12 protein-coding genes are annotated in these 13,063 nt (G+C 30.5%); 4 read left to right on the plus strand and 8 right to left on the minus strand.

Annotation, left to right across the window (positions count from 1 at the left end; all coding sequences use genetic code 11):
- On the plus strand, positions 1-443 hold a 443-nt coding region (locus L8D11_RS00825; protein ID WP_236869784.1), incomplete at its 5' end, for a hypothetical protein.
- Here L8D11_RS00825 and L8D11_RS00830 read toward each other — a convergent pair.
- From L8D11_RS00830 to secD, 4 genes are all read right to left on the minus strand, one after another.
- Positions 440-637, minus strand: coding sequence for a hypothetical protein (locus tag L8D11_RS00830; RefSeq protein ID WP_458692970.1), 198 nt, complete (start codon positions 635-637; stop codon positions 440-442). The two genes, L8D11_RS00825 and L8D11_RS00830, sit on opposite strands and share 4 nt — an antisense overlap.
- A 144-nt stretch (positions 638-781) precedes the next feature.
- Positions 782-1,423 carry a DMT family transporter gene (locus L8D11_RS00835; protein ID WP_236869786.1) on the minus strand — a complete coding sequence of 214 codons (642 nt, stop codon included), beginning with the start codon at positions 1,421-1,423 and terminating at the stop codon, positions 782-784.
- Complete coding sequence (locus L8D11_RS05900) at positions 1,416-3,389, minus strand: sensor histidine kinase (RefSeq protein WP_236869787.1); 1,974 nt, start codon at positions 3,387-3,389, stop codon at positions 1,416-1,418. Before L8D11_RS05900 ends, L8D11_RS00835 begins: the two co-directional genes overlap by 8 nt.
- Before the next feature lie 9 nt (positions 3,390-3,398).
- Positions 3,399-4,961, minus strand: coding sequence for a protein translocase subunit SecD (gene secD / locus L8D11_RS00845; RefSeq protein WP_236869788.1), 1,563 nt, complete (start codon positions 4,959-4,961; stop codon positions 3,399-3,401).
- Between the two features lie 53 nt (positions 4,962-5,014).
- Here secD and glmU point away from each other — a divergent pair, with 53 nt between their 5' ends.
- The gene (glmU, locus tag L8D11_RS00850) at positions 5,015-6,355 is read left to right on the plus strand and encodes a bifunctional UDP-N-acetylglucosamine diphosphorylase/glucosamine-1-phosphate N-acetyltransferase GlmU (RefSeq protein ID WP_236869789.1); all 1,341 of its coding nucleotides are present in this window, start codon (positions 5,015-5,017) and stop codon (positions 6,353-6,355) included.
- On the opposite strand, the gene L8D11_RS00855 is transcribed toward glmU, so the two are convergent.
- The 3 genes from L8D11_RS00855 to L8D11_RS00865 form a co-directional block, all read right to left on the minus strand.
- A complete protein-coding gene (locus L8D11_RS00855; RefSeq protein ID WP_236869790.1) occupies positions 6,341-8,194 on the minus strand; it encodes an LTA synthase family protein in 1,854 nt (617 codons plus the stop codon). The two genes, glmU and L8D11_RS00855, sit on opposite strands and share 15 nt — an antisense overlap.
- A 191-nt stretch (positions 8,195-8,385) precedes the next feature.
- A complete protein-coding gene (locus tag L8D11_RS00860; RefSeq protein WP_236869791.1) occupies positions 8,386-8,652 on the minus strand; it encodes a DUF2610 domain-containing protein in 267 nt (88 codons plus the stop codon).
- 108 nt (positions 8,653-8,760) lie between these two features.
- Positions 8,761-10,116, minus strand: a complete 1,356-nt coding sequence (locus tag L8D11_RS00865) for an amidohydrolase family protein (RefSeq protein WP_236869792.1) — start codon at positions 10,114-10,116, stop codon at positions 8,761-8,763.
- 96 nt (positions 10,117-10,212) lie between these two features.
- Between L8D11_RS00865 and guaB the strand changes: the two genes are divergently transcribed.
- Both guaB and guaA read left to right on the plus strand, forming a co-directional pair.
- Positions 10,213-11,337, plus strand: coding sequence for an IMP dehydrogenase (guaB, locus tag L8D11_RS00870; protein ID WP_236869793.1), 1,125 nt, complete (start codon positions 10,213-10,215; stop codon positions 11,335-11,337).
- Entirely contained in the window at positions 11,334-12,890 is a 1,557-nt protein-coding gene (gene guaA / locus L8D11_RS00875; protein ID WP_236869794.1) for a glutamine-hydrolyzing GMP synthase, read from the plus strand. Before guaB ends, guaA begins: the two co-directional genes overlap by 4 nt.
- Here the strand turns inward: guaA and L8D11_RS00880 are convergent.
- Positions 12,853-13,063, minus strand: a 211-nt coding sequence (locus L8D11_RS00880; RefSeq protein WP_236869795.1) for a hypothetical protein, incomplete at its 5' end; no start/stop codon positions are given. The two genes, guaA and L8D11_RS00880, sit on opposite strands and share 38 nt — an antisense overlap.

The following is a 13,063-nucleotide window of genomic DNA, read 5'->3' on the forward strand; positions in this document are numbered from 1 at the left end:
TACTCTTCTCTATACGTTCTTCTGCTTCTCTTACTAAAAATGACATTTTGCCTCCTCTTTCGTATGTACTTATCTTTTCATTCTATCATATATGTTTCTTTCTGCCTATTATGCAATGGTCTTTCAAAGATAATTTATTTATAATCGTTTCTGAAAATATTATAAATTTAATTAAAATAGAAAATTATAAATTACATAAAGAAAAAACTCTTCATTTCAACAATTTAGAAAATTATGATTCATGTCAATTTACTCAGGTAATCAGGAATAAAAATTTTTTTAAGTCTCTGATTAGCATCATCAATGAAATTTTTGATTTACTAAAAATTGACTGTGAGAAATTAAAAAAACCAAAAATAGATTTAAAAAATGAACTTTGCGAAGGCATCATAAATAAATATTTAAACTATTTTGAGATAATTAAAACATTAGAGAAAGATTAACTCTTCCTTTTCTCCCTCTTGTTTATTTTATGCTCATGCTTCATTAAGAAAATACCAGAACCAATTATCAGTATATATCCAAAATATACTGAATTATCTGGAGATTGACCAAATATTAAATACCCCAAAATACCTACAAATGTAATTTTCAAATAATGGTATGGTGCTAAAGCAGACATATTAGCCTTTTTCATTGCCTTAAAAAAGGCAATAGAATGGGTTACATAACAAATAGTAATAACAATAAAATATAATGCATAAATAGGCTTTAATTCCAGGCTATAAAATGGCATAAATTCACCCGGTATTGGAAAATTAAAACCAATATTAACATATTTTCAATTTAAAAAAGGTACAGGAAATGCAAAAAATGAAGAAAATAACAAAGAATAAAACGCTTGTGTTTTATTCTTTGCAGTTTTTCCTAAAATTTTTACAGATATACTGTTGGCTGTCCAGCTAAGTATTGCTAAAAAAGTAAATGTGTAATATTTATTATAATCCATAACCGACACCTTACTAATATCAATAAACGGAAAAGATAGATTGATTAAACCAGGGTAAATAACTGCCAGCGCTCCTAAAAAACTAGCAAAAATTGCAATAAATTTTGAAAAAGAAAATTTTTCCCTAAAAGACAATATGGCGATAATTGCCCATAACACCTGTTCTAAATATGACAAAGCCGTAGCGTTAACAACCTTAACATACTGCAAAGAATACATAAAAAACAATGATCCAGCTGCACTAAAAAACCCTCTCAATATATGCAATTTTAGTTGTGGAGTTTTTAATATTTGCATTCCTTCATTAAACACCCAAGGTAATATAATGATTAAACAGCAAAATTTATAAAAGAACACCACTTGGCTTGAATTTAAGTCAATTGAAAGCTTTTTCATCAATATATAAATCAATGATAATGCAAAAGAATTCAATATCATGTATCCAATTCCTCTAAGTCTGTTGTTTTTATTCATTTTTATTACTGATCTTTAAATTAAATGACACTTTAACCCCATTTTTGATATTGGATATATGAAGCTGACTATTGTGATCTTCAAGTATTCTTTTGACAATTGACAATCCCAAACCCATACCCGATGCTTTGGTTGTGATATATGGCTCTGCTATCCTATAAATTAAACCTTGTTCTATCCCTTTTCCATTATCCTTAACCGATATTTCTAAAACATTGCCCTTAATCTGTTTTAGGAAGAATTTTATTTCACCTAATTCTTCATTATTTACATACTTGGAAAGTATAGATTCAGCAGCATTTTTTGCAATGTTCGTCAATACTTGCGTAATTTGTGTTTTGTCACATTTAACATACTGATTTTCCACTTCATAATCAAATGAATATTTAATTTTTCGAAAAACATTCTGTTGATTAAAAATTACTTCATTAATTATCTGTTTAATATTATGAGAGTTTAATTTAGGTTTAGGTATTCTTGCAAACTGTATAAATTCACTCACTATTGAATGAATGTCATTAACATTTCTAATGATCGCATCAACGTATTTATTATAATTATCTACATCATTCTTATCGATTTTTTGAGAAAATTTACTTTTTAATCTTTCTGCAGAAAGCTGAATTGGGGTAAGTGGATTTTTGATTTCATGTGCAATTCTTCTGGCCACATCTGACCAAGCAGCTTCTCTTTGAGCCACAACCAATTGCGTTATATCTTCAAAACTAATAACTATATTACTAATCTTACTATCAATTATTACCGCTCCAATTTTAATAAATAAATGTATAGCTCTTCCCTTCCTCTTGATAATTATATTTTCATTAAATACATTGCCAGGTTCATTCTGTATGAGATAAATTAAATCGGCAATTTCCGGAATTACCTTAAATATCTTCATATTGCTATCAAAATTTTCTAGACCTAATAATTTTTTAGCTGAATAATTATATAATGATATACGCCCATCTTTATCAATTGCAATAACACCAGATGAAATTTCCTTTAAAACTGTCTCTATAAATTTTATTCTTTCATCAATACTCTTATAAGCAATTTTTAATTCATTGTGTTGCTTTTCTATAGTGCTTGTCATCTTATTAAACGCTTTGCCCAGTTGAGAAACTTCATCACTTGATTGAATCTCAGGAACTCTAATAGAATAGTCACCCTTTTTAATTTTAGCCGTTGCATCTAAAAGCCTATTTAACGGATTGGCTATAATATTTGCTAACTTCACTGAAATAACGAATGAAAAAAAACACATTAAAGATGATAGAATTATAAAAGTAACTTGCAGACTCCTTTTAGTAAATTTTAAATCTGCTAATAAATAGTAATATTTATCTTTTGAATCTTGAGTCTTTCTCAAATAATTTATGATTTCTTTATCCATATATTTTCCAATCATTAGATATACATCTCTAAAAAATACATCCCCTAATTTTATGTCTATATCTAATTTTGTAATTGCTCTAATATTGTCTCCCCCTTGATTCTCTAGTAGGACTATCTTTTTCTCATCCACCATTTTATAAATCTGGGGAGAAATCTTTTGAAAAATAAACGAAAAACTAAGTGAATTTTTGGCTATAACAGCATCTTTTGTGAAAATTATTGCCTCTGAAATTCCTCTGCTTTTTACTTGTTCATCAAGTATAAAATTTAACTCACCACTTTCATCTACGATTTTAATTTGTTTTTCAACAGCTTTTTCAATTTGAAGAAGTTCAAATTTAATCTTTTCGTTATTTTCTTTTAAATATAATTTAGCTACATTTACAGTATCAGAAACAGCCTTACTTACTTGATCATTAAATAATGATTCTATGCCAATATAGTAGTATATAGATGCTAAAAAGCCGATTAAAAATATAGGAGAAATTGTTGCGATTCCAGCAATTAAAATAATAAATTTTTTTCTTAGTGAGAGGTCTAAAAACTTACTTTTAAAATTTCTTATCACTTACATTAATTACAAATTAATAATTTTTGGTTTTTTTTTTGCCCTATACCATAATGTTATTATGGCTTTTGTGATTGAAATAGAGGTGAACATTGAGCATAAAATCCCTACAATCAATGTTATTGCAAATCCTTTAGTGGGTCCAGTTCCAAATATATAAAGAACAATCGCAACAAGAATGGTTGTAGTATTTGAATCAAAAATTGTAATAAATGCATATTTATATCCATTATGCAATGCATTGAGTGGCGCCATACCCTTTTTTAATTCTTCCTTTACCCTTTCAAAAATCAATACATTTGCATCCACAGCCATACCAAGGGTTAAAACTATACCAGCAATTCCAGGTAAAGTTAAGGTCGCGCCAAAAATTGAAAGCACACTAATCATCATTATAAAATTTATAACCAATGCAACGCTTGCTATGAGTCCAAAAAACCTGTAATAACCTAACATTATAGCAAAAACCAGAAGTGATGCAATTATACAAGCTTTTATACCAGCTTTAATAGATTCCATTCCAAGTGTAGGACCAACTAATCTTTCTTCTATAATTTTTAGAGGTACCGGCAAAGCACCAGCCCTAAGCAACAATGCTATGTCAGTTGCCATCTCAGGAGTCATATTACCCGATATAATTCCTTCACCTCCTAATATAGGTTCGTTAATAACCGGATGACTAATAATTTTATCATCAAAAACAATTGCTAACATTTCACCATTATTTTTTGTGGTTATGTCTGCAAATATTTCTCTACCCAAATTACCAAAACGAAACCTAATCACTGACTCACCTAATTTGCCATAATCCACACTTGCAAACTCCAACATGTCACCAGTCATAACTGGCCTATTTTCAACTATAAGAGCACCTTTACCATTTTCTAAAGGAAGCACCTTTGAATTAATTAATAGTGCAATTTTTTCAGACTCAGTTAAATTCTCTGTGAATTTATTTTTAACCATGTGAAAAGTAAGCCTTGCAGTTTTTCCAATGATTTTTTTTATCTCCTTAGGATCACTAAGCCCAGGCACCTGAAGTAATATCATGTCTTTCCCAAAAGTTTGAATTTCAACTTCCTTAGTGCCTACGGAATCAACTCTCTTGCGGATAATTTCAATACTCTGATTTAAAACGTCTGATGTTAATCTTTGAATATATTCGCTGTCAAACTTCATAACAAAATCATCCCCAGATTCATCCAAAACAAAATCCTTATTTTTTAACAGATTTTTTACTTCCCTTAATGCATCTTTATTCTTAATAGTATTAATTGAAAATTTTAAATAATTTTCTTTAAGATCCCAATTGTCAAAATCAATGTTACTACTTTTCAATTTGTTTTTAAATTGTTCTGCATTTAAAAAAAATTTTTCCTTTATATAATCATCTAAATTAGCCTGTATCATTAGTGAAACGCCACCTCTTAAATCAAGTCCAAAATTTATCTTCTGATTTATTAAAAACTTAGCTTCCTTTGTATTATAAAAGAATGTAGGAATAGAAAAATAAATTGAAAGTAATACAACGATGATTATACTCGCTAATTTCCACTTCGAAAACTTCAACATTAAGTTTATTATATAAAATAATTAATCAAATAAATAAGGAATATTTTCTAATTATGCAAGAAAAATTTGAACCAACAATTATTATATTATCTGCAGGAAACGGAGAAAGAATGCAATCCTCCATTCCCAAGGTATTACATAAAATCAGCTCACAATTAATAATTGAATATGTTATAAAGCTAAGTATATCATTAAATAGCGGTTCAAATCATACTCATATTGTTGTTAATCGGGAGTTACAAAATCATGCAACCTTTCAAGAGCTACATGATAAGTACAAATTACATGAAATAGTTCAAAGTGAAAGGCTTGGAACAGGAGATGCAGTCAAGACAGCATGCGATAATATTGAATCTCTAAACGATTTAGTGCTTATTTTATATGGTGACACTCCCTTTGTTACAAAAGAAACTATATTTAGTATGCATAATAAAATTAAAGGTGGTGCTGATTTATGCATAATTGGCTTTAACTCCAGAAATCCTGAAGGTTATGGCAGAATCATATCCGATAATCATAATAAAATATCAGAAATTATCGAGGAAAAAGAAGCCACTGCTATGCAAAAAGAAATTAAATTATGTAATTCAGGTATTATTTTGGTGAAAAAAGAAGCTCTATGTGATTTTTTACATATAACTGGTGAAAATAAATATAGCCTGCATCATGAATTTTATCTAACAGATATAGTAAAATATTTAAACCAAAAGCAAAAAAATTGTAGCTATGTTATTGCAAAAGCTGATGAAGTAATTGGAATCAACAATAGGAATCAGTTGGTATATGCCGAAAAATATAATCAATCCCTAATTGTAAATAGATTGCTAAATAATGGAGTGACGGTAATAAATTCTGAAACTAGCTACTTTGCAAATAATATTGATATCCAAAATGACGTAACGATATATCCGAATGTATTCATAGGAAGCAATATATACATCGAAAGCAATTCTATTATACATTCTTTCTCACACATTGAAGGAGCTACTATTGAAAATGGTTCTATTATAGGGCCTTTTGCCAGAATCAGACCAAAAACTAAGATAGGAAAAAATTCAAAAATTGGCAATTTTGTTGAAGTAAAAAATTCCGACTTAATGAAAAATGTGAAAGCTGGTCATTTATCATATATTGGAGATGCGACAATTTCAAATAATGTTAACATTGGTGCAGGAACAGTATTTTGCAATTATGATGGCAAAAATAAACACCATACCTTTGTTGGAGAAAAAGTATTTATTGGTTCAAATTCATCAATTATCTCACCAGTAAAAATTAACTCAAAAGCAATGATTGCAGCCGGTAGTGTAATAACAAAAGATGTTGAAGAAAATGCTTTGGCAATAGCTAGATCAAAACAGATAAACCTAAAAAATAAATCAAAAATCTCTTAGATAATTATTATCTAGTAAATAGCTTGTTGATTGATAAAATGTCACCGTGTCAAAAAGATGCTTCTCATCATATTCAATCAATTTTTGCTCTAAATTCTTATCAACTGAATAACCCCAATGCATCTTCTTTGGTCCAAGTATTGTGAATTTATCATTAGAATATAACCCTACCTTTTGGTAAGTGCTAACAAAAGCTCTATTAGCAGGTGAGTTAATAATATCCTGTCCTAAAAATTTGCTGCTATATGGTTTACCTAATATCCCAAGCAAGGTTGGAGCAATATCAATTTGACTAGATAAATTATTTACAATTGCTGGCTTCAAAATCTTTGGAGCGTACATAATCAAAGGTATATGATACTTATTTAGAGGTATGTGTGTTTTCCCTGCACTTCCAGCACAATGGTCTGCCACAATTACAAAAATAGTATTGTCAAACCATGATTTTTTCTTAGCATCTTCTATAAGCTGTTTAATTGCAAAATCTGTATATTTTACTGCCCCCTCTCTTCCTGAACCAGATGGAATATCAATTTTACCTTCAGGATAAGTATATGGTTTATGATTTGAGGTCGTTAGTATCAATGAGAAGAAAGGGATATTGCTAGCATATGATTTATCCGCTTCACTAATGAATTTATCAAATAAATCCCCATCGCTCACTCCCCAAATATTTGAAAAATTTATCTCTTGTTTATCAAAATTAGCTCTATCAACAATTTCAAAATTGTTATTAGCAAAGAAATAGTTCATATTGTCAAAATAACCGTATCCACCATATATAAATTTATTTTCATAACCAAGATTTTTAAAAACCGAGCCAATACTAAAAAGACTCTCGTTATTTGGCCTTCTCAAAATTGAGTTACCAGGCAATGGTGGTAGAGATAAACTAATTGCCTCAAGCCCCCTTACTGTTCTCGTACCAGTTGCATAAAAATTATCAAAAAATAGACTTTTTGAAATTAGCTCATCCATAAAGGGAGTAATATTTTGCTTATTACCAAAATATTCAAAAAATTCTGCACTTAGGCTTTCAACAACAATTAAAGCTATATTGTATTTTTTACCTTTAGAGTTAATTGGAGTTATTTTTCTTGATATATCAGTTAGCGTATCAGAAATATACTCACTATTATTTGTTGATATTTTTTCTCTGAGATTCTTTAAAACTTTACCCTCATCACAATTAATATAAAAAGCTTTATAGCTCAATGTATTATTATTGAACGCACTAAAAAGACTATCTAATCCATTATAAGATAGATTCATGGCGTAATTATTGATATCAAATTCCTTGTTAATTAAATTTTTCGGATTAAAGCTATAACTAAGACCCAAAAAAATTATTAATAAAAGCGACCCCTTCAATATAAAAAATTTACCAAATTTCTTATATTCAATTTTTTTCAATATCCGTTCTATTAGAAAATAAAAAACTGGCACCAATAGCGCTATGACAATAAGAATTTTCACAAGTGGATAAGATTCATATATATTGCCCGTCACCTCCCTACGATATACTAAATAGTCAACAGCAATAAAATTATACCTAATTCCAAATTCATCCCAAAAACACCATTCAGCAACTAAATTAAACAAAAGTACATAGATATACATAAAAATAAATATAACACCTAAACATTTTGTTAATTTATAATTAATTACTACTTTTGGTAATGCCAGATATAAAAGTGATATAGGAGTTAAAATATAAAATAGGACAGATAAATCACTAATCTCACCTAAAAATATTATTTTTATGACATCAAATATATTTCCATCTATTTGATTTAAAAACACACTTTGAGCTATAAGGGCTGCTCTTGTTAAAAACATTATAATGCAATACGCAATAGACAAGCGTAAAATTGACGCCAAATATCTTGAATCCTTCATTCTGTATTATAGATAACTACAAGGGCTACAAACTACAACAAATATTTTATTTTTCAAGCTAATATATTTTTATGGCTCAACCAATCAGAAATCACTTTTTTTCAACCTTGTCTGTCGAAATTGCTTGTTCTTTACTTCTTTCTAATGATTGCCCCCTTTTCAATAGACTCCAGTGCATAACTGCACAACTCCTCAAAAGGCACTCCATTTTTTTCTGATAACGCTTTTAGTTCTTCTAGACTTTTCATAATTTCAGGCGGAACAGTACCACCCCTTTCCTTTGAAAGCCAATCAGCCTGAAATTGGATTGGATGATGATCTTTATCTGGGGCTCCTATGTAAAAGGTAACCGGTGATGTCTTACCAGAAAACGTGCACGGAATCTTAAACTTTTTCATAATTGTATACTTTCAGTCACTCTAGTTTAGATTCTAAATGTTTATCTTTCCAAATACAATAAATAAATTCATTATACCAATCACCAAAAAGACTAGATGCTAAGTAATCTATTGGTAAAAATTATTTATATATCCTTGATCTAAATTATATTTCTTGATCCAATTAAGCAACAGGACTTTGTACTCTTTTTTGATCCCTTCATCGCTAAAAATTGCATTAACTCCATTATAACAAAGTATTGCAAGCTCCTCTGCCCTTAGAGGAATAAAATTTTCGGGGATATTATACTTATCATTCAAGCCAGCAAGTACTACAATAGCTTCTTTTAATGGTATACCACCAATATTAGGATTATCTGAGCTTAAGGTAATTTTCATTTTATATTTCCTGAATAGCTTAAAAAAAGGATGTTGCCAAAAATCTCTGATATAAATTTTTTTTCCTCCCTTTGATTTTGCACAAGGAATATATTTGTTATCATTATCCTGTTTAACGTGAAGACATAGACCTAAATTTAAATTAACAATAGGCATCATTATCAAAGTTATGGCTTTTTGTTTTATAAATTCAATTACCTCAATATCTTCAATTACTTGAAACCCATGAGCTAATCTTGTGATTGGCAATGATTTTGCAACATCAAACATGTGTTCAACACCAATTCCTTCTCCACCATGAGCTTCGCAACCAAGCCCTAGATCATGTACTTTTTCATAACCAGCCTTTAAGTGCACTGGCCATCCAGATTCATCCTTTTCATGACCTGCTGATTCTATTCCTACAAATACATTTGGCACAATCTTTTGCGCTTCTTCCAACCAACCAGCGGCCTCTAAAGTTCTTTCATGAGTAGTTTTTTCATCTCCAGCCATTTTAGTTTTATTAAAACAATGTAAAAATCTGAGATGCACACCTTTTTGTTTAAACTTCTCAATTACTTCTTTAAATAATAGATATAATTTCTTTCTTGCATTTGTAGCATCTTCATCTGGAAAAAGTAGATACGCAATTTTTATATTTTGCTGAAGTTCTGTATAAAATATTTTTTGTTTGATGCAATCATTTAGGTAGCTGTCAAGTAAAAACATCATGTCATCTTTAGTTTGAATGCCCCCTGGTGGATGTCTATGCCCTTGAACTGTTGCCATTATTCTATCAAAATCTTTAAAACTATCTACATCAATATTATATTCTAAATTCTGAGGTTCTGCATTTTCATTTAGTACTATACCATCTTTAAATATGTCTACGTAATGTTCATGCGGATCTAAAACAGATAAAGATTGTGACCCATTCGAATAGACATATTTACCATCTTGTTCCTTCTTAATTGATATAAATTTATTTCTTACACCTAAATCCCAAGCAATTCGTGGAGAAATTACTCCTGGTAAATGCACATGAATGTCACAAATTGGCAATTCATCTATCATATTTTTTGTAAGTAAAGTAAGATTTTGCAAGAAATTCCTTGTCATAATATTTAGGTTGGTAGTATATGGTGACTTTATATGGTATCATTACTATATTACTATTTTAAAAATGCAAGAATTTTAAGAATGAAAAAAATAAAAGAATCGTATTCTTTTGATGATGTTTTGATTGAACCGAATTATTCCAATATAATTCCAAAAGAAGCTGATGTGACTACAAAATTAACGAAAAAAATTACCCTTAAAATTCCGTTAATATCTGCAGCAATGGATACTGTTACAGAGCATAAAATGGCAATAAAAATGGCTCTTCTTGGTGGGATAGGAGCAATTCATAAAAATTTAAGTATTGATTTGCAGTGTAAAGAAGTAAGCAAAGTAAAAAAATATAAAATTGATCCTTTAAAGGATAAAACTTCCTGTCATGATAAGCATAATAATCTTAAGGTAGTTGCTGCTGTAGGAACCGGAGAGGATGCAATAAAAAGGATCGAGGCATTGATGAAAGTAAATGTTGATGCAATTGTTATTGATACATCGCATGGTCACTCACAAAATGTTATTGATACGATAAAGAAAATTAAAAAATTGTATCCGCAAGCAGAGATAATTGCAGGCAATATTGCGACTAAAGATGCTGCTTTGGCATTACTTTACGCAGGAGCAGATACATTGAAGGTTGGAATTGGACCTGGTTCAATTTGCACAACTAGAATTGTTTCAGGCGTTGGGGTTCCACAGTTATCTGCAATTTTAGAAATTGCTGATATATGTAAGGCAAAAGATTCTTTCTTGATAGCAGATGGAGGAATAAAATTTTCTGGAGATTTAGTTAAGGCTATTGCTGCCGGTGCCGATTGCGTAATGTTGGGTTCTCTTTTAGCTGGCACAGATGTAGCTCCAGGTAAAATCATTATTATTGATAACAAAAAGTATAAAAAATATAGAGGCATGGGCTCTATTGAGGCAATGAAAGCTGGCTCTGCAGATAGATATTTTCAAAAAGGTGAAACCAATTTAGTCCCACAAGGAGTAGAGGGGTATATAGAATATAAAGGAGCAGTAAGTGGTGTAGTGACTCAATTACTTGGTGGATTAACTTCAGCAATGGGATATACGGGCAACAAAAATATTGCTGAAATGAAGAAAAACTGCAAATTTATAAAAATTACTCCTGCAGGAATGAGAGAAAGCCATATTCATAGCTTAGACCAGTCAAAACCAACTACAAACTACAAAAATACAATATGAACAATCACGATAAAATTTTAATTCTTGATTTCGGTTCCCAGTTAACTCAATTGATTGCTCGCAGAGTTAGAGAGCTTAACATATATAGCGAAATTAGGCCTTTTTCAATTTCAGATAAGGAAATAAATAACTTCAATCCAAAAGCGATAATATTATCCGGTGGTAGTGAGTCTGTTACTGATTTTGACTCACCCAAAATACCAAAAGTTATTTATGAACTAAATGTTCCAATTTTAGGTGTATGTTATGGTCAACAAGCAATATGTAAAGATTTTGGTGGAACTGTATCTAGCTCTACATCAAGAAGTTATGGCGCTGCACAGTTAGAAATTCTGGAAAAATCAATGTTATTTGATAATTATTGGCAACCAAAAAATAATTATCAAGTTTGGATGAGCCATGGAGACTGCATAAGCAAATTACCAAATGATTTTAAGGTTATTGCAAAAACAGACAAAGCACCATATGCAGCCATTGAGCATAAAACAAAAAATATATTTGGAATACAATTTCATCCTGAAGTTTCACATACACTCGATGGGATAAAATTAATCGACACCTTCCTTACAAAAATTGTTGGCTGTAAAAAAGATTGGGAAATGGGCTGTTTTATAGATGAAGCAATAAATCAAATAAAAAATAGTGTGGGAAAGCAAAAAGTTGCACTTGGTTTGTCTGGGGGGATTGATTCAACAGTTGTAGCAACTCTTCTCAATAAAGCAATTGGAAAACAACTTTATTGTATTTTTGTTAATAACGGACTTTTGAGACATAATGAGGTTGAAGAGGTTGAAAAAAGCTTAAAAGATAATTTTGATCTACAAATAATCACAATCGACGCTCAAAAAAAGTTTTTATCTGAACTAAAGGGAGTAACTGATCCTGAAGAAAAAAGAAAGATAATAGGTCGAGTATTTATCGAAACATTTCAAAGTGCTATTAAGGATATTGGAGATATTCGATATCTTGCACAAGGGACTATATATCCAGATGTTATTGAATCAGCTGCCACTTCTACTGGTAAAAAAGTAACTATAAAATCACATCATAATGTTGGTGGATTACCAAAAGATATGGGAAATCTAAAACTTATTGAACCACTTAGGTTATTATTCAAAGATGAAGTGCGAAAACTAGGCAAAGAACTAGGAGTGCCAAGTTTAATTTTAAATAGGCATCCATTTCCTGGTCCAGGTTTGGGAATCAGAGTGATTGGTGAAGTGACTGAAGAAAAATGCGAGATCCTCAGAAAAGCTGATTATATATTCATTAATACTCTGAAGGAAAATGGTCTTTATGACAAGATATGGCAAGCTTATGTGGCACTTTTGCCTGTTAAAACTGTTGGTGTCATGGGTGATGCAAGGACATATCAACATATATGTGTACTTAGAGCTGTCACCTCTGTAGATGGGATGACTGCTGATTATGTAGATTTGCCTCATAGCATACTTGGACATGTTGCAAGAAAAATTGTAAACGAAGTTCAAGGAATTAATAGAGTTGTATATGACGTTACATCAAAACCACCTGCAACAATAGAAATGGAATAAATAATATGTGCGCCGTGCATGATGTAAGAGTAGAGGGTTCAAGTCTCTCATGGGCTGATATAGAGCTGTCCATTAGCTGAGGCAAGGTTAACTTCGTGAGGAGTTGGCGGAAGGAAGCTGACGGCAAAGTAAGGCTGAGACGAACAGAAACTTGGTAGTAGGCCGTTATAACT

Source organism: Candidatus Bandiella numerosa (assembly GCF_021811875.1).
Classification (GTDB): domain Bacteria; phylum Pseudomonadota; class Alphaproteobacteria; order Rickettsiales; family Midichloriaceae; genus Aquirickettsia; species Aquirickettsia numerosa_A.

Bases quoted from the DNA above. Each gene is read 5' to 3' on its own strand.
- L8D11_RS00830 (WP_458692970.1), bottom strand. From the start codon at position 637: ATGAAAAAGGCTAATATGTCTGCTTTAGCACCATACCATTATTTGAAA.
- L8D11_RS00835 (WP_236869786.1), bottom strand. From the start codon at position 1,423: ATGAATAAAAACAACAGACTTAGAGGAATTGGATACATGATATTGAAT.
- secD (WP_236869788.1), bottom strand. From the start codon at position 4,961: ATGTTGAAGTTTTCGAAGTGGAAATTAGCGAGTATAATCATCGTTGTA.
- glmU (WP_236869789.1), top strand. From the start codon at position 5,015: ATGCAAGAAAAATTTGAACCAACAATTATTATATTATCTGCAGGAAAC.
- L8D11_RS00855 (WP_236869790.1), bottom strand. From the start codon at position 8,194: ATGTTTTTAACAAGAGCAGCCCTTATAGCTCAAAGTGTGTTTTTAAAT.
- L8D11_RS00860 (WP_236869791.1), bottom strand. From the start codon at position 8,652: ATGAAAAAGTTTAAGATTCCGTGCACGTTTTCTGGTAAGACATCACCG.
- guaB (WP_236869793.1), top strand. From the start codon at position 10,213: ATGAAAAAAATAAAAGAATCGTATTCTTTTGATGATGTTTTGATTGAA.
- guaA (WP_236869794.1), top strand. From the start codon at position 11,334: ATGAACAATCACGATAAAATTTTAATTCTTGATTTCGGTTCCCAGTTA.